At 37.5% G+C, this 22,625-nt stretch carries 19 protein-coding genes and 4 pseudogenes; 7 read left to right on the top strand and 16 right to left on the bottom strand.

From position 1 onward, the window contains the following. The first annotated feature begins 100 nt into the window (after positions 1-100). Together BANVL01_RS16545 and BANVL01_RS16540 are read left to right on the top strand one after the other, a co-directional pair. Positions 101-1,717 carry a sensor histidine kinase gene (locus tag BANVL01_RS16545; RefSeq protein ID WP_169803192.1) on the top strand — a complete coding sequence of 539 codons (1,617 nt, stop codon included), beginning with the start codon at positions 101-103 and terminating at the stop codon, positions 1,715-1,717. Then, positions 1,695-2,438 carry a response regulator transcription factor gene (locus tag BANVL01_RS16540; RefSeq protein WP_066096606.1) on the top strand — a complete coding sequence of 248 codons (744 nt, stop codon included), beginning with the start codon at positions 1,695-1,697 and terminating at the stop codon, positions 2,436-2,438. Before BANVL01_RS16545 ends, BANVL01_RS16540 begins: the two co-directional genes overlap by 23 nt. Positions 2,439-2,617: 179 nt before the next feature. On the opposite strand, the gene BANVL01_RS28055 is transcribed toward BANVL01_RS16540, so the two are convergent. From BANVL01_RS28055 to BANVL01_RS27995, 8 genes and pseudogenes are all read right to left on the bottom strand, one after another. Next, on the bottom strand, positions 2,618-5,635 hold the full coding sequence (locus tag BANVL01_RS28055; RefSeq protein WP_066088119.1) for a PDDEXK-like endonuclease domain-containing protein: 3,018 nt from the start codon (positions 5,633-5,635) through the stop codon (positions 2,618-2,620). A gap of 168 nt (positions 5,636-5,803) precedes the next feature. Next, positions 5,804-7,207: a sodium:solute symporter family protein gene (locus BANVL01_RS16530; RefSeq protein WP_066088122.1), complete on the bottom strand. Its 1,404-nt coding sequence runs from the start codon at positions 7,205-7,207 to the stop codon at positions 5,804-5,806. A gap of 72 nt (positions 7,208-7,279) precedes the next feature. Further along, positions 7,280-8,275 (bottom strand): agmatinase, encoded by a 996-nt coding sequence (gene speB, locus BANVL01_RS16525; RefSeq protein ID WP_066088125.1) that lies wholly within the window; start codon positions 8,273-8,275, stop codon positions 7,280-7,282. Between the two features lie 96 nt (positions 8,276-8,371). Continuing rightward, a complete protein-coding gene (locus BANVL01_RS16520) occupies positions 8,372-9,727 on the bottom strand; it encodes a sigma-54 interaction domain-containing protein (RefSeq protein WP_066088127.1) in 1,356 nt (451 codons plus the stop codon). A 279-nt stretch (positions 9,728-10,006) separates the two neighbouring features. Beyond that, the gene (locus BANVL01_RS27835) at positions 10,007-10,147 is read right to left on the bottom strand and encodes a hypothetical protein (RefSeq protein ID WP_156487445.1); all 141 of its coding nucleotides are present in this window, start codon (positions 10,145-10,147) and stop codon (positions 10,007-10,009) included. A 46-nt stretch (positions 10,148-10,193) separates the two neighbouring features. After that, complete coding sequence (locus BANVL01_RS27350; protein WP_174524280.1) at positions 10,194-10,340, bottom strand: hypothetical protein; 147 nt, start codon at positions 10,338-10,340, stop codon at positions 10,194-10,196. A gap of 98 nt (positions 10,341-10,438) precedes the next feature. Continuing rightward, positions 10,439-10,770: pseudogene (locus BANVL01_RS28305) on the bottom strand (iron chaperone). 12 nt (positions 10,771-10,782) lie between these two features. Beyond that, a pseudogene (locus BANVL01_RS27995) lies at positions 10,783-11,269 on the bottom strand (M20/M25/M40 family metallo-hydrolase); the annotation flags it as partial. Between the two features lie 336 nt (positions 11,270-11,605). Here BANVL01_RS27995 and BANVL01_RS28780 point away from each other — a divergent pair. Further along, positions 11,606-11,805, top strand: a pseudogene (locus BANVL01_RS28780) (teichuronic acid biosynthesis protein TuaH); the annotation flags it as partial. A gap of 433 nt (positions 11,806-12,238) precedes the next feature. Here BANVL01_RS28780 and BANVL01_RS16500 read toward each other — a convergent pair. The 4 genes from BANVL01_RS16500 to BANVL01_RS16485 form a co-directional block, all read right to left on the bottom strand. Next, positions 12,239-12,967 carry an amino acid ABC transporter ATP-binding protein gene (locus BANVL01_RS16500; protein WP_066088135.1) on the bottom strand — a complete coding sequence of 243 codons (729 nt, stop codon included), beginning with the start codon at positions 12,965-12,967 and terminating at the stop codon, positions 12,239-12,241. After that, positions 12,964-13,608 (bottom strand): amino acid ABC transporter permease, encoded by a 645-nt coding sequence (locus BANVL01_RS16495; RefSeq protein ID WP_066088142.1) that lies wholly within the window; start codon positions 13,606-13,608, stop codon positions 12,964-12,966. The genes BANVL01_RS16500 and BANVL01_RS16495 overlap by 4 nt, the downstream gene beginning before the upstream one ends. 60 nt (positions 13,609-13,668) lie before the next feature. After that, complete coding sequence (locus BANVL01_RS16490; RefSeq protein ID WP_066088146.1) at positions 13,669-14,439, bottom strand: transporter substrate-binding domain-containing protein; 771 nt, start codon at positions 14,437-14,439, stop codon at positions 13,669-13,671. 229 nt (positions 14,440-14,668) lie between these two features. Further along, positions 14,669-14,950, bottom strand: coding sequence for a DUF4190 domain-containing protein (locus BANVL01_RS16485; RefSeq protein WP_066088149.1), 282 nt, complete (start codon positions 14,948-14,950; stop codon positions 14,669-14,671). 265 nt (positions 14,951-15,215) lie between these two features. Here BANVL01_RS16485 and lspA point away from each other — a divergent pair, with 265 nt between their 5' ends. Continuing rightward, positions 15,216-15,671 carry a signal peptidase II gene (gene lspA / locus BANVL01_RS16480; protein WP_235845614.1) on the top strand — a complete coding sequence of 152 codons (456 nt, stop codon included), beginning with the start codon at positions 15,216-15,218 and terminating at the stop codon, positions 15,669-15,671. Positions 15,672-16,089: 418 nt separating this feature from the next. On the opposite strand, the gene BANVL01_RS16475 is transcribed toward lspA, so the two are convergent. The 4 genes from BANVL01_RS16475 to BANVL01_RS16455 all read right to left on the bottom strand — a co-directional run bounded on the left by BANVL01_RS16475 (position 16,090) and on the right by BANVL01_RS16455 (position 19,591). Beyond that, positions 16,090-16,773 (bottom strand): hypothetical protein, encoded by a 684-nt coding sequence (locus BANVL01_RS16475; RefSeq protein WP_066088158.1) that lies wholly within the window; start codon positions 16,771-16,773, stop codon positions 16,090-16,092. Positions 16,774-17,001: 228 nt separating this feature from the next. Further along, positions 17,002-17,373: an iron chaperone gene (locus BANVL01_RS16470; protein WP_066088161.1), complete on the bottom strand. Its 372-nt coding sequence runs from the start codon at positions 17,371-17,373 to the stop codon at positions 17,002-17,004. 583 nt (positions 17,374-17,956) lie between these two features. Continuing rightward, positions 17,957-18,382, bottom strand: a complete 426-nt coding sequence (locus tag BANVL01_RS16460) for a hypothetical protein (protein WP_066088162.1) — start codon at positions 18,380-18,382, stop codon at positions 17,957-17,959. A gap of 69 nt (positions 18,383-18,451) precedes the next feature. Beyond that, a complete protein-coding gene (locus tag BANVL01_RS16455) occupies positions 18,452-19,591 on the bottom strand; it encodes a DnaB-like helicase C-terminal domain-containing protein (protein WP_235845612.1) in 1,140 nt (379 codons plus the stop codon). A 364-nt stretch (positions 19,592-19,955) separates the two neighbouring features. Here BANVL01_RS16455 and BANVL01_RS16450 point away from each other — a divergent pair, with 364 nt between their 5' ends. From BANVL01_RS16450 to BANVL01_RS28620, 3 genes and pseudogenes are all read left to right on the top strand, one after another. Then, positions 19,956-21,026 carry an AI-2E family transporter gene (locus tag BANVL01_RS16450; RefSeq protein ID WP_066088171.1) on the top strand — a complete coding sequence of 357 codons (1,071 nt, stop codon included), beginning with the start codon at positions 19,956-19,958 and terminating at the stop codon, positions 21,024-21,026. 133 nt (positions 21,027-21,159) lie between these two features. Then, positions 21,160-22,374, top strand: a complete 1,215-nt coding sequence (locus BANVL01_RS16445) for a chromate transporter (protein WP_082805023.1) — start codon at positions 21,160-21,162, stop codon at positions 22,372-22,374. A 122-nt stretch (positions 22,375-22,496) separates the two neighbouring features. After that, positions 22,497-22,607: pseudogene (locus tag BANVL01_RS28620) on the top strand (erythromycin esterase family protein); the annotation flags it as partial. Between the last annotated feature and the right edge of the window lie 18 nt (positions 22,608-22,625).

Genomic DNA, 22,625 nt, shown 5'->3' with positions numbered 1-22,625 from the left:
TATTCCACTGACATTCGTCGGATGGATTACATATGCTAAATATTCCCAAAATCTTTTTGATAAATTAGAATATCACGCAAATTACATTTTAAGTCAGAAAATGAAAGCACTTAATACTTTTTTGTTTGATCTAGAAAGAATGCAATCTGGGATGAAGAGCAGCAGTGTTTTTTCTCAATTTCTAGCCAATCAAGATCCCACTTTACACCCCCAGTTTTATTTAAAACTTGATGTGCTAATGGAAAGCATCCAGACTATCCGCCCAGAAACAGTTGGAATTACCATTATTAGCAATAATGGATTCGTTTACAATTACGGTTATTCTCTTAATATGAATTTTACAAAAGATAACTTTAATAAGCTTTCATGGTTAAAAGAGATTAAGAAAAATAACCTGAATCCGCTCATTACAAATCTCCATACAAGGGAGTATTCAAACATGGATAAAGGTCAAAAGGTCTATTCCTATGTTCAAAAGGTTTGGGATAAAAAACTTAGGAGCTACGGATATATTGTTATCGATTTTAAACCCGAATTACTCCAAAACATATTAAATAATGAACTTGATTCCGCCCACTCTTCTGGAACATTTATTTATAACGCTCATAGTTTTGTATTATCACCAGACAGGTCATCGCATATTTCGTTTGATTCTGTTCAAAATCAAAAGACCGGCACGACAATTTATACAAATGCTAATATGAAATACCTGCTATTTAAACAATATAATGCAAAGACCAAGTGGTATGTAGCAGAATATTTTGAAGTGGATGAGTTTTATAAGCCCGTTAATGAGATAAAATTAATTGCATGGTTAATTACCATTACTAGTGTAATAGTTTGTATATTAGCAGCAATGGTTATTTCACACAGAATATCCCGTCCGATAAAGAAATTGCAGCAAGTAATGATAAATGTAAAGAATGGTAACCTCGACCAAAAATTCAATTTTAAATCCAAGGATGAAATTGGCGAACTTGGACGAGGTTTTAATGAAATGATAGTGCAGATAAATAAATTAATTAAATCTGTATCCAAAGAGGAGAAGTTAAAAAAAGCGGCGGAAATTACGGCACTACAGCTCCAAATTAATCCACATTTCCTATACAATACACTTGAATCAATTAACTCATTGGCACGTATAAAAAAGGAATATGAAATCAGCAATTTAATCGTATTATTAGGCCGATTATTACGATTAAGCATCAGCTCTTTTGAGGAAAAAATCCCAATTAATCAAGAGGTTATGTACATAGAAAGTTATTTAGAAATCCAAAAAGTCAGAATGAGAGATCCACTTGAATATTCAATTTTACTTGATGATGGAGTTAAGGATTGCCTAACAGTAAAGTTAATCCTCCAACCAATTGTCGAGAATGCTATAATACATGGAATTGACCCTCTAAGGACTGCTGGACAGGTAAATATTGAAGGGAAACTTGTAGATGAATTCATAGTCTTTACCGTTGAGGATAATGGGAAAGGAATAAATCCGGAGGAACTCGAACAAATTCGGGATCGTTTGAAAAATAAATCGGAGGATTTATCTAAGTATAGGAAAAAAGTTGGGTTATACAATGTTCAAACTAGGATTCTATCACATTACGGAGAAACATTTGGTATTAGTATAGACAGCAAAATAAACAAAGGCACAACTGTCACCATTAAAATCCCAAAAGAGGTGTGTGATGACAATGAAAAAAATGCTAATTGTTGATGATGATTGGTTAATTTCCAGTAGTTTAATGTCAATGGATGAATGGAATGAACGAAATATTGATGTTATCGGAACTGCGGAGAACGGTAATGAAGCATTGTATTGGATGGAAAACGAAAAAATAGACATTATCCTTACTGATATTCGAATGCCGCATATGGACGGAATAGAATTAACTAAACATATCTACGAACAATCACCCCAGATTCAGGTAATAATTATGAGTGGGTATGAAGAATTCGCTTATGCCCATAATGCTCTAAAATATAATGCAAAAGGTTACATCTTAAAACCTTTAGATACAAATGAGCTTTTTGGCGTTATCGATAAAATTCTGAAAGAATCAGAAATGTCGCTACCTGTTTTATCGCAAACTGATGAAAAGTCGGCTACCTACCATGAAAGATTAGTGCTAAGTGGCAAATCCTTCATAAATGCCAATTATATGAACCCAATAACATTAAAAGATGTATCTAAGCGTGTCCATCTTACTGAGCATTACTTTGGGCAGATCTTTAAATCGACCACTGGTGAATCATTTTTAAATTTTCTTACTCGTATAAGAATGGAAAAAGCATGTCAATTACTAAAAAAACCTAACTTAAAATTCTACGAAATTAGTCAGAAAGTTGGCTATAATGACCCCAAATACTTCACTAAAATGTTTCAGAAAAATTATGGATTAACCCCAAAGGAATTTAGAAAGCAATTTTTTAATTAATAACTTAAACCGACATAGTTACAAGGTTATCCCTAAGGCTATTCCAAACTAACCTTAAGGTCTTGTTTAGTTAATAGTTTGTTACACGAGCTTTGATGATCCTAATTAAACAGAGTGATCCCCTTGAGGTTTTTTTAAAAAAATAAGACTTTCTACCAACTGATAGAAAGCCAATATTACTATCCATTATTATTTGTAAACCAACCTGTTTTATATTTTGTTGCACGACTCCCTTTCGCTGTAAATTGAAAAGTAATCCCCTTTTGTCTAAGTTCATTAATTAGTGGTCTTAGTTCTGCCCCGCCTACTAACCAAAGACTCCCGCCCTTAGGTCGATTGTCAATAACTTCATAGTTATTTGAGGTTAGATAACTATATAGACTGTCAGGGGTTTCTTCAATCAAGTCAATTAAATCCATTTGTTCATGAAACCCTTTTATTTCTTGAGAGATAAGCGCAATTTGTTCTGAACTAGTTTTTTTCCTATTAGTATCAAAGTTGATCACACTATTTCCCTTTGAAGTTGGGTTGATTGCTGACGATTTCTCTTGTAATGGCACTCTTTTTGCCTTCTTCAGATTGATTTCCTTTTTTCCAACTCGTGATGGAATTTCTTCGGGTGCTGCCTTTTGTTGATTAATTGGGCTGATTCCCATTGCTTCTAGCTTAATCCAGAGCTGTTCCATTGTTTTTTCAGGGTTGGAATAATATACACTGCCACGGATACGAAAGAATGTCCAGCCAACCCTTTCAAGTACACGCTGCCGCTCAATTTCCTCTCGCCAATTTTCATGGCCTTGCCATTCGACGTCACCTTCACATTCGATGGCTAATCGTGTCCGCTCTCCTTCCACCACTAAATCAATGGCTTTACCTAAAGAGCCAACCTTTACTTGCGGAACAACACGATATCCCTTTGCAGTAATATGATAGTAAATGTCCCTTTCTAGATCAGACACAAATTTTTTTTCATTCTCAATTATTTCTTCATGTGCCTTACCAAGGGAAAGACAATGCTGTAATAGCTGATATCGAACATCATTTGGATTTAAATCGCTTGCCTCAACGGAGTGGAACAAGATCATTTGATCTCTGGCACGGCTTGCTGCAACATTAAATCTTTGCAGTGCATCCCTCTTCCCAAGTGATGTGAATCCCCTATTATTCGCAATAACTAAGGAGAGGAAAAGCACATCGCGCTCGTCGCCTTGAAATGCGTACGCATCGCCAACAACTAACCTTCTGTTTATGATTTCTTCCTCATCGAGTTTTCCGTGGATTAGGCCCTCGATTACCTTTTGTTGATCACTCCCTAGTAATGAAATCACGCCAAATGACTTGTCATGATATTTAGGATCCTTAGTACATTGCAAAATATAATCCACAAGGGCTTCCGCCTCCGGTATGTTAATTACTTTCGTGGTATTTTCCAATCGATAACCATTCTCCACTTTTATTGCCTTCACAGGTGGAGAAAACAAATCCTTTGCCAACGGTAGACGTAACGGGTCAATCATTCCTCCATACATGAGCTCATTGCTAAATTTAATAATCTCCGGAACGCATCGAAAATGCTCTTTTAAGACAATTTTAGAATCAAATACCCGATTGGCAGTGTCGTATAAACTGGTTCTGATATCAAATTGCATTTTATTCGGGATATCATAAAGATATCGATTAATTAATTCATGGATATTGCTTATTTCTGTAAAAGCATTCTCAGGACTAATTTGATTTTCATCTCCGACAATAACTGCTTTTTTTCCGCGTAACAAAGCACTTAGCGCAAACAAATTGCTTTGGCTGCTTTCATCAATAATAACCACATCAAACAAATCTTCCGTTAAATCGAAATTCTCAATCACTCGCTGAATCGGCATAATCCAAACAGGAATAGCGCCTCTTGCCACCTTCATTTCTTTACTGGCCTCTTTACGGAAGGTGCTAGTATATTTTCCAGTAGCTTTCCCAATTCGCTGAACAGCCTTCATCCATGCGAATAGACTCATTTTTTGTGAACGTGTTGTCCGAGTTAATTGTTCTTTCCAGGTAGATTCTGCAATTAATTCCTTAATGACTTGCTGTTCTTTAAGTTTGGCCATTTTTCTTTGTTCTTCCAAGGTTTCAATTTGTGGTTTCAACTGTAATTCCTTGATCCACGCATCGACTTGACGCCATAACCAGGCATTATTTAGGTCTGTGGGTGGAATCAATGGCTTCCCATCCCCACCGGTTTCTTGTAACTCTAACGTCCAGTTTGGAGCAGCATCATTTAGAAGGGCTTTTAATTCTAAAAATTGTTGATAATCACCTTCCAAATCTTCCAATCTGGCGACTTCAGCTAAGCAGCTATCCCAGGATGTCTTCTGGCGTTTCCGTAGTGAGGCTAATAGTTTATTCCATAATAGATGTGAAAGTTGTTGATTCGTTCCTGCAATCAAAGCGGCTTGCATTTTTTCAAAAAATTCATGGGCTTCCTGCCAAACTTTTTTATACTGTAAGGTTTGCAGACCATCATTAAGTTCCTTCAGCCACTGCTCATCATGAAATCGGGGTTCTCCAGGCATTCCAATAACAGCCAATAAGTCTTTAAACTTCTTTTCAGAATGGTTCATCCAGTTCACTGCATTAAGGATTTGCTTGCAATTTTCCGTTAAGATGAAAACAAATCTTTTTTGAGTTTCTTCCATTTTGACGCCGTTAATTTCATCCAAGACACGGTTCCATTTAATTGAAAGTTTTTGCTTCATGGTCAGTAATTCCATGTGTTTTAAAACAAGAATGACATCCTCCAATTTTCGAATCGGATAGTTATCTACCTTTATTTCTTCAAGCAGATATTTCAGCTTTCTTCCTGTAATGTTTTTATACATCCAACCTATCTTGGGATTAGCAGCTAACTTTTCTTTCAAAACAAGTAGATCATCCTTTATCTCAGGAAGAATCTTATTCGTTGTCAGGACAATCTTATGTTCAATGATTTCCTTCTCCAGAGTTTGAATCTCATGTAATCGATCCTCAATTTCTTTAATAAATTGATTCCAAAAAGATACTTGGCTTGGATCTCTTACGCAATCATTGATAATGGTAAAGAGCCACTTGGGATTGTGCATTTGCTTCAGCTTCTCAATGGCTGCCGCCGTTCGGGAGTTCCACTTTTCAAAATCAAGGCTGATAAAACTTGTTATTTCCCACAATATATTCCAGATGGGCCTCAGAGAGGGAATATTTCACATTTCCTCAGGAAATAGTTTCCAACATCCTTTCTTCAAGTGCCTTAAGACGACAATTTCCCATTCCAATCCTACTAAATCCAATATTAAAGGCATCATCCATGCAGGCTAGATGGTGCCCCACTAATTACATTAAATATTCTTATTCACTTCTTCAACAACTGGAGTATTTTTATTTTGAACTAAAGTACCAATTCCCATCACTATAGCGCAGGCAACTACGCCCCAGATAATGGCGTTTAGGGATGAGACTCCTTCTATTATTAAATCGGCAATGACTACGATTGCACTAATAACCATTGATGAAAGGGCAACCTTAGCTGAAACCCTTTTCCAAAACAAGGCAGCAATTACCGGGATAAATATACTGCCAGAAAGGATGGCATAAGCAACATCTAGTGCCACAATAATATCTTGAAGAACAAGGGAAATTAAAATGGCAATACATCCAACAATCAATGTAACAATCCGGGTTAATTTTATTTTCTCTTTTTCTGTTCGATTTTTTGTACTTTTAAATAGGATAAAGTCATTTACGATAATAGTTGACGAAGCCATGATGGTACCAGATGCTGTGGACATAACAGCAGAAGATACAGCGGCAACTAAAATTCCAATTAAGCCTGTTGGAAGGATTTTTATGACCAGTTGTGGAAGGGCTTGTTGCGGATCAGCAAGACCAGGAACGACTACACTCGCTACCATTCCAATTACTGCGCCAGCAATTCCATAAATAATACAAAGAACTCCTGCATAAATGGTTCCTTTTCTAAGAATTTTTTCATCTTTGGCAGTAAACGCCCGCTGCCATATATCTTGGCCAATCATCATACCAAAGAAAAATAAGAGGAAATATGCAAAAATAGCTTTGCCACCGATATTCGTCAGACTTAGAAATTCTGGGCTAACTTGATTCACAAGTCCTGATGTCCCGCCAGCATGATAGATTCCCACTGGAATTAAGATACCTATTAAACCAATAAACATAATCCAAAACTGAATCACGTCAGTTAACGTTACAGCCCACATTCCTCCTAACATAGTATAAAAAACTACGATAAGACCGCCCACTAAGATTGCTGTTGCACTACTCCAGCCAAATAAGGCAGAAAACATAACACCTATTGCGACAACAGCGGTAACAGCTACCATGATGTCATAAACAGCCATGACCAATCCACTTATATAACGGCTGCTATTTCCAAATCTGTTTCCAAGTAGTTCGCTCACGCTGAAGATGGAAAGTTTACTAAGCTTTTTAGTGAAAAATATCCCCATGCCTAAAATACCTAAGCCAATCATTCCAACTAGCCATAAGCCGGATATACCATATTGATATCCTAATTTGGTGCTTCCAAACGTTGATGCCCCTCCTAAAACAACAGCGGTCATTGCAGGCACATACAAACCATACCCAAGCCTTCTCCCCGCCACTAAATAATCGCTTTCATTTCCGATCTTTTTTGAACTATAAACCCCGACCCCTATTAGCATAGCAAAATAGAAAAGGACAATAATTAAATCGAGAGATGTCAATCTACATTCCCCTTCCTTTTATTCAAAATTCCCCAATACTTTTAAAAAAGAAATTGTAAGCGATTTCATTCATTACCGCGGTTCTCCATTTTTAGCAGTTTCCGAATAAACTGATTTTAGGTCCTCTCTTTTATTCCAAGCGACAATGGAAATAAATTCATAACAAATATTGGCGGCAGCCAGGCTGGTGACTCTTGCTGGATCGCGATCTGGAAGAACCTCGACAACATCAAATCCTTTGATATTTACTCCCTTTAACTGCCTGACAAATTGCTGGGCCTCAAATGTACTAAAACCGCCAATCTCAGGTGTCCCTGTTCCTGGGGCAAATACAGGATCAAGGAAATCTACATCAAATGTAACAAAAGTTGGATTGTTCCCAACTCGCCGCCTAACAATTTCACCTAATTCACTAGCTGTCATCGTTTTCAAGGTTTGAGTGGTTATGACCTGATATCCAAGTTCTTCAGCATCCTTGATATCATCTGGGGCGTATAAGCTTCCTCTCATTCCAATTTGAATGGATTGAGATGGATCAACGATATTCTCTTCAACCGCCCGGCGGAACATAGTGCCATGAGAATATTTTTTCCCGAAGTAAGAATCCCATGTATCCCCATGGGAATCAAAATGGACAAGACTCACTTTTCCATAGCGGTTGGCCATCGCCCGTAAATGAGGAAGTGACACAGAATGATCACCGCCAATTAAGATTGGCACCACATCTTTACTGAGCAATGGTTCTAATTGGGACTCAATCATTTGGTAAGAATCTTCAATGTAACCGGGGTTAACAGCAAGGTCACCATAATCAACCCCTGAACAAAATTTGAAAATATCAATCTCTAAATCAGGATTATAGGGTCTAAGAAGTGAGGACATGGAGCGAACTGATTCCGGACCAAATCTGGTTCCGACTGCAAAACTGCCACCCGTATCAAAAGGCACACCAAGGATGGCAAAATCAATATCATCTTCTGTTACAACATGCGGTAACCTCATAAATGTTTTCACACCACAAAATCGGGGTGAATCTTGTGAATTAATCGGTTCATATTTCTTAGCCATAAATACCTCCTAAAAGTTTGTCTACACTTTTCTGATGCAAGTACTATGCCAAACTGAAAAAAGGATTAGAATCAGTCTTTATAAAGATAAATTTAGTCAAAAGTGACTAACAAGGTTTTTAATATATTTTTGAATTTTTCTGTTTGCTGATGATTGACTAATTTGTAATGCTTTTGCTAGAGCAATGCTGTTTGGATACTTTTTATACTTGCGCTTGATGTATTCCTTTTCGATTGATTCCATATAAGCCGTTAAGGAAGGTTCTTCATTCATTCCTCGAGGAACTTGATGGGGAGGAGTGAAGTGTATGATATCCTCATTTGAGGTTACCATGGTTTTCTCGATGTAATTTTGCAATTCCCTTACGTTCCCGGGCCATTCCTTATGACAGAGCCAATCAATCATTTCTGGGGAAAATTCCTTGGTTAAATGATATTTTTTATTAAATACTTCCACGAAATCGTGAATCAGAGTAGGAATCTCATCTATTCTTTCCCTAAGTGTTGGAATCACCAGTTTAACCACATCAATTCTGTAATAAAGATCCTCCCGAAACTTTCTATCCTCAACGAGCCTTCTAAGACTTTGATTGGTAGCACAAACAATCCGGCAATTGATATCAATCACATTGCTCCCGCCGATTCTGGTTATCCTTCGGTTTTGAAGAACGGATAAAAGCTTTACTTGTAAGTTAAGAGGAATTTCACCAATTTCATCTAGAAAAATTGTTCCCGAGCCGGCTAATTCAAAATACCCCTTTTTCCCTCCTCGTTTTGCACCCGTAAATGCGCCCTCTTCATATCCAAAAAGTTCAGACTCAAATAATGTTTCAGGAATTGCACCACAATTCACCTCAATAAAAGGTTCAATAGCTCTTACAGATTGCTTATGAAGTAAATGGGCAATTCTGCTTTTACCCACCCCGGATTTACCTTCGATTAGAACTGTCACATTGAGATTGGCAACCTTTGACACTACACTTATGATTTCTGTCATTTTAGGATTTTCGTAGAGGAAGGATTCTAACCTTTTAATGTTTTCTATTTCCTTTTTATAGATTGCAAGTGTATCAGCAACTTGTTCATTTCTTTCCTTTAGTTTTTCAAATTCTGTAATATCCCTAGAAAAACTTAATGTTCGAACCAATTTTCCATTTTCAAAAATGGGATAGGCAGAAACCAAAACCTTCTTTCTAGCCTTCGTCTCTTGGATTATGGTAATAGGCTGCTGTGATTTAAGAACAAGGGCTGTCACAGATGGATTCAAAAAGCCTTTCTTTTCAAGAACCACCACATTTCCCCCAATTAATTGATCGGGGTCCACTCCATATAATTCATAGCAGGAGGGGCTTACCTCTAACACATTTCCCTCACAATCTGTAATAAAAATCTCATCAAAGGAGTGCGTGATAATTTCTTTTAATAAAATATCATCGATACGTTCCGTTGCCAAATTTGTCACTCCAGTCCGCTAGTTATTATTGGGTACCTATTTAGTCACAAATGACTATCAAAGGGAAAAAAATAGTCATTAATAACATTAGATGATAGTACAGATACAAATTTCTCTACACAGTGCTCAATTTCCTTTTTTGTTATTGGTAATCGGCAAAGGATATTAAATTCAGAGGAATTTGGATAATTTTCTCTTGTCTGTACGTTAAAGATTAATCAGAACTCATTTAATTTTCATTCCCGACAATAACTGCTTTTTTTCCTCGAAGTAAAGCACTTACAGCGAACAAATTGCTTTGGCTGACCAGACCACATCAAACAATTCCTCAAAAAATGAGGTCATTCCCCCTGCACGTTTAAGCTTTAGTTCATCGGTTGAATGACTCCAAAGCTTGAAAATGACAAAGATCCCAATCAATGGAATCTATGTTCATTCCAGTTCCATATTTTTTCTTACTTATTTTTCACGAGTACATCACATCACGATAAAGTACATGTTTAACGGCACCAACATATTCGGCTAGTGCACGCTGACTAATGGCTGCGGTTGGCACTTCGCCTTCAAATACATGATAACAGCACGGAAGCTTGGTGCCTGACCCCCTGTACATTAAGGCATTACCGCATCGGGGGGTCAGGCACAGCATAAAGTTGCAAAAAACGCATGACATTTTTTCGTGTCAAGCGTTTTTTGATCAGGCGTAATGTTTTATTTCCTCCAAAAATTGGTATATTCTGCGTTATCATGAATATTAAATTCAATCTTTTTCTCAAGCAATTCGTAATTTACCGGCTTATTCCACGGAATTCGAAACAAGCCTTTGGTAGCCAGCTTGTGCAATTTTATCGACAAAGTGCGCAATGCCTACTTCTTAGGGTGACGCTCAAATGATGCTTCGTAGTGGAAAAGCCGATGATATATGTGCCTTGATTGGAAAATTTTGTCATATTCCGTTTAATTTGCGGTTCCAAGTTTGGGAATTTATTAGCAACCCAAGCCAAAATTTCCTCTGTTCGGTCGCGGTGGTCGGGGTTATCGATATCTGCTAAGGATAAAAACTGCGGAAGATGAGGACTTCCGATTTCTTCTTCTCCTTCGATGCAAAATTTTACGTTAACCGGCAACTTTCCATCGGATGCCAACAAGGTTTCCACTGCCTTGATATGTAAGAACGTCTGCCCTTTGTCATCTGTTGCCCCTCTGGCAAAAATCTTTTCATCTCGGATGTCTGGTTCAAACGGAGGGGTTTCCCATAAATCAATCGGGTCAACGGGCTGTACGTCATAATGACCGTATACTAAGACAGTCGGCGCGTTTTCCTGATGAAGCCAGTCCGCATAAATGATGACCTATTGTCTGTACGATTTCAACATGTTCCATTCCGATGGTTTTTAACTTATTGGCGATCCAGGAAGCTGCTTTTTGAATGTCCTATTTATGCTCAGATAAGGAGCTTATGCTGGGAATGCGGAGTAATTCTTTTAATTCCTCAATATTTTGATGATGATGCTTGGATACAAATTCGGATATTTGACTCATGTTCTCACCTATTCTGTTTAATTTTCTATTCTTTTTTATACATAAAATAAGGAGAAAATATACCACCAGCTCTGAAAAAGGTCAGTTTTCAGCATTGGTGATTCAAATTTTATCTTTTTCTTGGTTTCCCTATCCAAAACCTTCTTCTATCCTTTCCCACATGCGTTCACGATGATAAAGCATGCTTGGCTTGTAATTGGTGTTCATTTTTTCATTGTTGCAGTGAATGACCTCGGGTCCGCTAAGTTCTCCACTTTTTTAAAATCAATTGTATACCACTTGGTGTGGTTCCTTTTAAACGTATATGATTCGCCGAGATTTCTTCCTGTGATTTTTGATGGAACTGTTTTGGGGTTTATTGGGGAAATAAAACCAAAACTTGATTTTGATCTCATCCAAGAAGTAGCACAAAAAAACAGGAGTGGCTGTTTCTATTTGTCGGACCAGATGGGACAAATGATCATCCTAAATTTAAAAGTTTATTAAATGAATGGAATGTCCTATGGACTGGAAGTGTTGCTCCTTCCGAGGTCCCGAAATAGGTGTAGATTCTGATTGACTGAAGAAAAAAATGGATAAAATCGGAGAAGAAACAGATGAATAATGCGTGTTTAGTGATAATTATGTCTTCTCGCTTTTGATCTGAAGAATGAGCAAAAAAAATTCTGATAATGGAAGCCGTGATTAATGCTAAAAACATAAAATTCAAAAAATTGTTCATAGAATTACCCCCAAATCGACAAATTGTAAATGAAAAGAATTGCTACAGTTTTATTTTATGCTAAAAACACTAAAAAAACGCCCTTGCCTACAGTAGTAGATAAGGGCGTTCTATTAATACTATTGATCTTGAAGCCATTTCCAGGAATCAGCTAAATTCCGTTCTGCTTTCCAGCCCAATTAGGAAAAATAGTGCCTGGCACCTTGTACTCCGTATATTTTCCAACTCAATAGAAGGTAAATGTTTGATTATAGGACTTTACTTAAGAACTCCTTGGTTCGTTTATGCTGAGGGTTACTGAACATCTCATTTGGTTCATTTTCTTCCACAATATAGCCGCCGTCCATGAATATGACCCGGTCCCCCACTTCACGTGCAAAGCCCATTTCATGGGTAACCACCACCATTGTCATCCCTTCTTTAGCAAGCTGTTTCATTACTTCTAATACATCTCCGACCATTTCAGGGTCAAGTGCAGATGTCGGCTCGTCAAAAAGCATGATTTTAGGATTCATTGCCAGCGCCCTTGCGATGGCAACACGTTGTTTTTGCCCTCCGGAAAGTTCGCCCGGAAAACTATTAGCTTTTTCTCTTAACCCTACTTTATCAAGCAGCTCAAATGCTAATTTATCCGCAGCTGATTTGTCGGTAGTGCGAATTTTAATGGGTCCCATCGTGATGTTTTCTAAGACGGTTTTATGAGGGAATAGATTGAATTGCTGAAAAACCATTCCCACTTCTTGTCTAACTTTGTTGATATTGATCTTATTGTCTGTGATATCTTGTCCGTTAATGACTACTTCGCCACCTGAAATTTCCTCTAGGCGATTTAAGCAGCGAAGGAACGTACTCTTTCCTGAACCAGATGGACCAATTACACAAACTACCTCTTGTTCTTGTACCTCTGCATTGATATCCTTTAAAACCTCTATCTTACCAAACGATTTTCTTAGATTTTTAACTTTGATCATGCTCATCGAAGCTGAATCCTCCTTTCGATGAAATTCGCTAAGATGGTTAATAAATAAATAATGATAAAGTAAATAACACCTACAGCCAGCCAAATTTTGAAAGCCTCGAAGGTTGCCGAAGCTTGGATTTGCCCTTGCTGTGTTAAGTCGGCTATCCCAATAACGGATAATAGAGAAGTATCTTTTAAACTAATAATGGACTGGTTGGTAATGGTAGGAAGCATTCTTCTAAATGCCTGTGGGAGCACCACATATCGCATCGTTTGTGCACCCGTAAAACCAATCGATCTTGCCGCTTCTGTTTGTCCCTTATCAATCGATTGAATTCCCGCTCTGATAATCTCAGCAAAATATGCCCCCGCATTAATAGCAACAGTGACAATCCCAGCTGTTGTGTTGTTTAAGGACACCAAGTGTAAAGAATTCACGCCGAAATAGATAAAAAACAATTGTACAATAAATGGCGTACCTCGAATCGCATCCACATAAACCTTTGCAATCCAGTTTAAAATCTTACTCGGAGCCAATCTTAATAATGCGATTACTAAACCAATTAAAAAACCAAGAATAATAGCTATTACAAAAATATATAGAGTAACTTGAAGTCCTTTTAATAACATTGGAATAGCTGCAGAAATAATATCCATCTTATCATCCCCTTTCAAAAAGAAAGCGCGCTATAAGCGCGCCTATTGCTCACAAATCTATTATTCACCTAGATAAGTTTTTATAATTTGATCATAAGTTCCGCCTTTTTTAAGCTCTTCAAGTCCTTTGTTAATTTTTTTCAAAAGATCTTGGTTTTGTCCTTTTAATACTGCAATTCCATATTGATCTCCGTTCAATCGATCACCCACGATTGTTAAGCCAAGGTCTTTTTGAGCAATTGCATAGGAGATAACCGGATAATCTTCAATAAGTGCTTCTGCATTTCCGTTCGACACTTCCTGGAACATGGCAGGACTGTCATTAAATTGAACAACAGTAATTCCTAGTTTGGCAGCATTGTCTTGTGCATATTTCGCACCTGTAGTTCCTTTTTTAACTGCTACCTTTTTTCCTTTAAGATCATTTACAGATTTAATGCTTGAATCATCTTTTTTAACAACTACTGTTAATCCTGCATCAAAATATGGTGTTGAGAAATCTACTATTTTTTTTCTATCTTCTGTAATACTCATTCCTGCAATCGCCACATCCAGCTGATTAGCTTGCATTGCTGGGATGATTCCACCAAAATCCATTGGAGAAAGTTCAATTTTGAATCCTTGATTCTTTGCTATTGCATTGATTAAATCAATATCGATACCCTTATAGTCGTTACCTTCTTTAAATTCAAATGGAGGATAAGTAGTATCCACACCAACTTTATACACCTTACTCTTTTGTTCTTTCCCGCTTGTTGCGTCACTACTACCACAAGCTGCGATAAAAATTGTTAGAATTAAAAATAAACTAAATAAACCAAACTTCTTCATTTCAATCTCCCCTTAGTTATCAGATTATTCCTATTTACAGAATAGAATGAATTTACTTTTTATAATATAGCATAATTGATAAGCAGAAAAAAAGCAAAGTTATTGGAATATAAATTATTTCTATAAAATTAATATAATAAGATAATTTAAACAGTGGAGTATAACGAGATAATTAGCAATAAAATGCAAATAAAAAGAGCACATTTTTGTGCTCTTTTTAGCATTTCAATTAGAAACTAATAGTAGATCCTGAAGAAGTTAAAGAAAAAAACGCTATGTACCCCAGTACCGCAAAAAGTTGCAAAATGATCCCGACAATACTACAAATTAAACCTGCGGTTGCTAAGCCCCTGCCATTTTCATTTGTTTTATTAATTTCTTTTACGGCTTTTCTTGAAAATACTATTCCGATAATGCCTAATATTAAACCAATAATAGGTATTAACAATGACAGAATTCCAACGGTTAAAGAAATTACTGAACTATTGTTTGTTTGACTATTTTCAGACATTCGATATCCTCTCCCTTTTGATAATTTTACCATTATTTATTTATCTTAGATATAAAATATCCCCTATTTTAAACCTTTTGTCTGTAATCGCCATTCGTTATCTTCAAAGGGCTTTATATAAATAAAAAATCGACCCCTCCGATTATGCGGATAGGTCTGCGATTTTATCTGTTATTTTACTACTTTGTCCCCCTAAAGAGAACCCGTTAATAGAATAGAATTAAACTTTCCATTATACTGATGATTAGGATACAAATGATCCAGTATGAAAGTAGGACTATATATGCTATTTTATGTGTTTGCAATTCTTGTTATGGTGATGGACCAGCTTTCTAAATATCTAATTCGGACCTATATTGACATCAATGAAACATTTACATTGTGGGGAATTCAACTCACGCATATCGAAAATAGCGGGATGGCAGGAGGTTTATTTCAAGGCAATGCTCGGCTCTTCGGAGTTGTGGCTGTGCTGTTCGTGATAGGTGTTTATTATTTTCGCAGAACCGGAGAAATGAAGGGTGCTCTCATTAATAGTAGTTTAGGATTCCTTGTCGGAGGAGCAATTGGAAATGGCATTGATCGACTTTTGTTTGGGCAGGTGACAGATTTTATCATTCGCTCTGGCGGAATACTTAACTTGGCCGATCATGCTATTGAGATGGGGGTGTTACTGCTTCTTATTTACGGATTCGTTAGCTGGTTGAAAAGTAAGAGCTAGATTCTCTAGAAATGCATATGGGAAAATGCTCGTTACCGCATGCGCCAGATAACTTTACGGAATACTTCAAGCTGGTTTATGTTTATCGTTAGTTTCTTGCTGACCGTGTGATCATCTTAGTGATTTCTTTTATGTGATGTTTGGTCAATTCATCTGATACCTTTTGAATCCCTTCATAAATCCCGAAAACATATATGGAGTATGATTACCATTTTTCCTAAATTTTTCTATTTATTTTCTTGTGCTGAGCACTAACGGACAGTCTTCAATGTTGATGGTCCACACTGTATATAAAGGCAAAAACTCCGCTACTGAACTGTTCAGCTGTTTAGGAATTATCTCATTGATTTCACATCGGGAGTCAGTCTCTCAATGAATTAACGCTAAACCCATTGCGAGACTGAACCCACTTCCGCTTTTACAAATTTACGTCTATCTGCTTTGCTATATAGATTTCCCCTCTTTGTTTGTACTTTAGAATAAATCCTCCTGGTACGCAGTTGGAAGTTATGGTCAGGCCCACATCCGCTACCAAATTATTGCCCTCCACCTTCCAATTCACGGATTGAGAAAGAGGGAATCGGTTACGAAAATACGTGCTGCCGCAAGGATTGGCGGCTTTCCATAAATGTTTCCGCCCCTTTACCTGTATCGTTTTGGCAGTAGCGCTAATTTTGAAATCTCGCTCAATTGTGTGAACTGGATTGTCGATGTCCATTTCCTCGTAGGCTTTCCCATCGGATGTTTCTACTTGCTGGAGGATATGTGCTTCTTTCTGTACTACCCATGTACCAGTACCTAGTGTTAAGATGACCACAATTTCCTTCTTACCATCATTATTGAGATCTATCACGTGTAATTCGGGTTGCCGCTCTTCTCTCATTTGAACTTCCCAGCCATACGTATCCACTACTTTTTTCCCAATCTTGACACGAAAATTAGTATACAAATCAGCTTTTGGATTCGGAGTCGCGTAAAGGTAGACCCCTTCTTTCTCATTCCCTACCACAAGTGTTTGTTTCGGCAGGTTTGGTATCTCAGCAGATACAACAATGGATGTACAGAAAAAGATCAAACAAAAGATAGCCAGTATATCCTTCATCCCTTTCCCTTCTTTCAATTCGTGTTATTTTAGTATGTGGCATACTCAAATAATTGATGCTGACCCTTCGTAGGAAGCATTAAAGCCACAAGAGGCACAACGAAAAAAGGGGAAGTAGTTTGACGGGCGTTCGCATACGGCTTCTATTGAGCTGTTGACGCCTTAATTGAGTTTCAAAAACGCATGACACTTTTTCGTGTCATGCGCTTTTTGATAAGGAGTGATGTATTATTTCCGCCAAAAATTCATATATTCTGCTTTATCCTGAATATTAAATTCAATCATTTTCTCAAGCAATTCGTAATTTACCGGCATATTCCAGGGAATTCGAATCAAGCCTTTGGTAGCGCTGTAGCCAGCTTGTGCAATGTCATCGGCAAAGTGCGCAATGCCTACTTCTTCGGGTGAAACGCTCAAATGATGCTTCGCTGTGGAAAAGCCGATGATAAATGTGCCGTGATCGGAAAACATTGGCGTATTCCACTTGAATTGCGGCTCCAAATTTGGGAATTTATTAGCAATCCAATCCAAAATTTCCTCTGTTCGGTCGCGGTGGTCAGGATTATCGATACCAACTAAATATTTCGCAAAAACTTCCATGTCTTCCTCCTTCGATATTATGCTAATGCCGCCAAAAATTCGTCGGCCTTATCCTTGATATTAATTCAATTATCTTCTCTTGCAATTCGTAATTAACTGGTTCCGTCCATTAGAACATAGGTCTGTGCTTATGCATCATGATTGATTCTCATTTGTTAGTGGTACTATATTGCCATTAGAAAATTCTTTAACCAATTTGCCGTTCTTTTCGTACTCGATATATGTATTATTAACTTTTACATTAATTCTTGCAAATTCACCAGTCATCTTCATCCATCTATCGGCCCAAGCAAATTTTCTTTTTTATCCATTGCATTGTTCCTCTAACATAGGATAAACACTACCTTTTTAGAAATAATAGCAGATAATAGCTGCAACTTACCTCAGGGGAAAAAATATTCCTGTAACAAGTTAATATAGCATATGTTATAAGGTTGATTTCACCAAAATGTATTCATTCAAACAACTCCTTTGTTGGATCATAAAAAAATCACCTCGATATTTTTAAATCGAAGTGACCAATACGGAAAATTTTTTTAGATTTTGTTATAGAATTCCTTTAATTTTAACTAAAAAAAATATCTCACCACTCCCTCTCAAAACGCCCCGCTATAGCTGGAAAACTCATGAATTCCTTCCTCATGTCCCGAAACGAAATCCCACCATTTCCTCTACAAAGCTCGAAATCTAACGGATATTCGTGACAGTTTAATGGGGTTTGATGAAATGTGCTGCGATAAAATTTAATTGCCTCTTGCTCGCTGGCTGCAAAGATAAAGATAAAATCCTTTTGGTTCATTTTCAACGAGTAGATGCAAATCTTATGAAACCCTAATACATTGTTATGAATCATTTCCGCTACTTTCTGGTGATCTGCTTGATCAAAGTCCAATTTGGAAATGTCGTCATCTAATGAAATTTTCTGCTCCGCCAGTAAATGGTGGATGCAATGAGCCAATGAGGACTCTTCAAAACGGATAGAATCCATGTAAAGATCTTTCACAAACATGTGATAACACCTCTATATATAAGATTTTTAAATCATCCGTAGGCTTCGTTCACAATGTGCGAATCGAAGTTATCCAACGGTAAGACTCTGTTCCCTTTGGTCCTCTAGTCTTCCTGTATGCTCGTTGTAATTCACAGCGATGGTTCCAACTGGACCATTTCGGTTTTTCGAGACAATGATTTCAAGAGAATGATCCTCGGAGTCCTTGTCATAATATGCTTCACGATACAAGAATAATATGACATCGGCATCCTGTTCCACACTGCCCGATTCCCGAATATCAGACATCATTGGTCGTTTATTGGCACGTGATTCCACTGAACGATTGAGCTGCGCCAAACAAATGACGGGACAATTAAAATCCTTCGCCATCGTTTTAAGTGATTGGGATATTTCCGTCACTTGTAAATGGGAATTCCCCCCGTAAAATTGACCTGAACGGATTAGTGTTAAGTAATCGATAAAAAGGATCGGCTTCTTGCATGGAAATTGATTCATCAGCTTTCTCGTTTTCGCTCTTATTTCGGCAATCGTTTGTCCAGCACCATCAAAAATTTGCATATGGGTTTCAGAGAGGTCACCAATTACACCCGGCCATCTATTCTTTTGACTTTGATTGAGCATTCTTTTTGGATCCCGCATTTTTGCACGGTTAAAGCCTCCTGTCGATGCCATTAATCGGGAAGTTATCAGCTTTTCAGGCATTTCTAAAGAAAATACAAGTGGCAGAAACCCAGCCCAACCCGTCGTTTTAGCAAAATGAAGCATCACGTCTGTTTTTCCCATCGATGGTCTTGCCGCTAGAATTGTCACTTCCCCGCTCTGAAAGCCTCCCGTCATGTCGTCGAGCTTTTTGATACCGGTTGTTGCACTTTTCAGGCGTATTTGATCTTCCCAGGGCGCCTCATAGATATCTACCAAGGCATTTTGTAAGGAGGTGTGATCATCCATCTTCATTTGATTAATTTTATCCAATTCGGCAATTACTTTCGCAATCTCCCAATCATTCATGGCTGCAACCGTTAAGACGTTTCTCTTTTCCCGTTCCTTCCACAAATCAAGAATGAGCTTTTCCATTCCATCAAATTTCTCAACATCCGCAAACGATAACAATTCAGAAAGGTATGACATTCCACCTAATGATTCGAGGTTTTGTAAGGTTGACATTGTAATCAAATCGATATTCTTACCAGCTTGTTTTAACTCCACCATTCTTCTTAAAATAGTGCCTGGCACTCCGATTTTTAGGATCCGGCATTTAATCGGATCCATTTTATTTATAAGAAAGGCTGAATCAAAAGTTGTTAAGATAAACAACTTTAAATTCAGCCTTTTGTGTTAGGTAATAATGGAGATTAGGGTCAGTCCCCCGGTGCGTTAAAGCTTTAGCTTGCCGGGGGACTGAGCCCGAATTTGGACCTAAAATTTATAACACCTTAATTCTGTTGAAATAGTTAGGAGATTTTTCTTTATACGTTTATATAGGACAAAAAGAGGATAGTTATATAGAAAAATATTAGCAGCAACTTAACTTCCTGTATTTTCATAAATATTTTCTTATAGGGTGGATGATATGTGGATCAAGAGACCTTTTTTTAAATATGCAACAGCTATCCTGTTAATTTTATTAATCATTTTCTTTTTGGGGAAAATAGATTACTTTGTTTGGCCCTTTAAAAAATTCATTGCTACTATATTTTTTCCGATTCTCATATCCGGAGTCATTTATTATTTAATGAGACCATTTGTAACCTTTTTCTCCAAATATATCAGTACAAATTGGAGTATATTGATTGTTTATTTACTATTCATCGGTGCTGGATATCTTTTTGTTCTTTTTACTGGTACACCCATTGCACAACAAGTCCAGCAGCTTTCAGACCAATTTCCAAATAAGGTTGAAAAAATAACAAATGTGTCCCATAACATGGTTAAGCATAATAGCTTTGGAAACAGTTCATTAAGAATGATTGAAGAAAAAGCAAGTTCCCTCTCAAACTCCTTTTTTCATCATGTTGAACAAAATATAACGAATATCCTATCAACTATCACTAGTATTGCAACGGTGCTTGCAGTTGTCCCGTTTATTGTTTTTTATTTTTTACGAGATGGCGAGAAACTGAAGCCCGCTCTCTTAAAAATTCTCCCCGTTGAACACGCGGAAGCAGGAAATTTGATTCTTGTTGATATAGATAAGACTTTATCCGCCTATATAATCGGACAATGTATCATCGCATTATCCGATGGAATCTTGCTGTATATCGGTTTTTGCATTATTGGCCTGAATAATAGTCTATTGCTTGCCATTTTCGCCATGTGTATGACGATTGTACCCTTTATTGGCCCTGTGATTGGAATGGTCCCGGCCGTCCTTGTCGCACTTTTACAAAGTCCATTTATGGTTTTGAAAGTCGTTTTAGTTGTTATCGTTGCACAGCAAATAGATGGTAATCTTGTAACACCAAGAGTTATGGGGAAAAAACTGGATATTCATCCTTTAACAGTCATTTTCATTTTGTTAATTTCAGGGGCTATTTATGGATTTGTAGGAATCATTATCGCCATTCCACTCTACTCGGTTGTTAAAGTAACCCTTAAAAATGTGATTCGTTTTTATAAGTTGAGGAGAATTGAAAATATGTAGACAAAAAACAGAGTTATAGAAGTACATAAATTTAACGTTATCTTAATATTGTCTCTATTTAAAAACACTGCTTAAACGTGATACAATACTATCAATTTTCGAAATTGGAAACAGATAATGAAGGAGGGACTAAATGGATAAGGGATTACATAATAATCTTAAAAAGAAAAAAGGTAAACTTTCATTATTACTTGAAGTGTTACTGATTTCTATGAAGTTAGGGCTGACTTCTTTTGGAGGGCCAATTGCTCATTTAGGATATTTCCGAGAGGAATATGTAAACCGACGCAAGTGGTTAGATGAGAAAACATATGCAGATTTGGTGGCATTATGTCAATTTTTACCCGGTCCAGCAAGCAGTCAGGTTGGTATGGGGATTGGGTTTATACGAGCTGGTTTTTTGGGTGCTATTTCCTCTTGGCTAGGATTTACACTTCCTTCCGTCATTGCCCTTGTCTTGTTTGCCTATTTTTTAAAAGGAACCTCTCTTAGCGAGACAGGTTGGATCCATGGATTACTGGTTGTGGCGGTAGCTGTAGTAGTCCAGGCGGTGTGGGGCATGGCAAAAAACTTAGCATCTGATCGCCCTCGTGCCACTATCGTAATAGTTGCCGCTATTCTAACTTTGATTATTCCTAGTGTTTTTAGTCAGGTTGGTATTATCATTGTAGCTGGAATAATAGGATGTTTTTTGTTTCGAAGTACCACAGATTCTAATTCAGTTCTAATCCCTATATCTTTTAACAAAAAGATAGCTAGTATCTTATTGGTTTTGTTTTTTGTTTTGTTAGGGTTCCTTCCTCTAGTTAGACAGTTCACTCATTCCAATCTGATTGCCTTATTTGATGGTTTCTACCGATCAGGTGCCTTAGTATTTGGGGGAGGACATGTTGTACTTCCATTATTACAAGCAGAAGTTGTTCCTCAGGGCTGGTTAACAGCAGATCAATTCTTAGCTGGATACGGAGCAGCACAAGCAGTTCCAGGACCGCTATTTACCTTTGCATCGTATTTAGGAATGGCTAGCTTTGGATGGAAAGGGGCTATTGTAGCGACTTTTGCTATCTTTCTTCCTTCTTTTCTATTAATTATAGGAGCTCTTCCTTTTTGGAATTGGCTTCGTCACAGCCCCCGTTTTCAAGCAGCACTTCATGGTATTAATGCAGCAGTTGTCGGGATCTTACTAGCGGCTTTATACAACCCTGTATGGACAAAAGCAATTAAGAGTCCATTCGATTTTTGTCTAGCTTTAGCTGCTTTCGGTTTACTAACGGTCTGGAAATGTCCGCCTTGGATTGTAGTTGTATTTTCCGCCGTCACAGGGGCTCTTCTTTCCTTTATTTCGTAAGATATCCACCAACAAAGTCGAGTTCTCTTTTAGTGGAACTCGGCTTTTATTTATTACTTATCGACTAAACTTACACTGGCAGGTTTTTTGGGGTGATTGTGGTATGAAGATATAATCAATCGCCGCCACCTGAAAAGCAGGTTGGTTTTTATGGGATTGACCTCTATAGTCTTTGGGAGTCGATGGACGAAATCCTCATGTTTTTGAAAAATAACAAAGTCACCCGAACTTGAGGCAGCCCGAGATGCGTT

The organism is Neobacillus novalis NBRC 102450, assembly GCF_001591805.1.
In the GTDB taxonomy this organism is placed as follows: domain Bacteria; phylum Bacillota; class Bacilli; order Bacillales; family Cytobacillaceae; genus Neobacillus; species Neobacillus novalis.
Note: the sequence above shows the minus strand (reverse complement) of the source record. Positions and strands in the feature narration are given on the sequence as shown.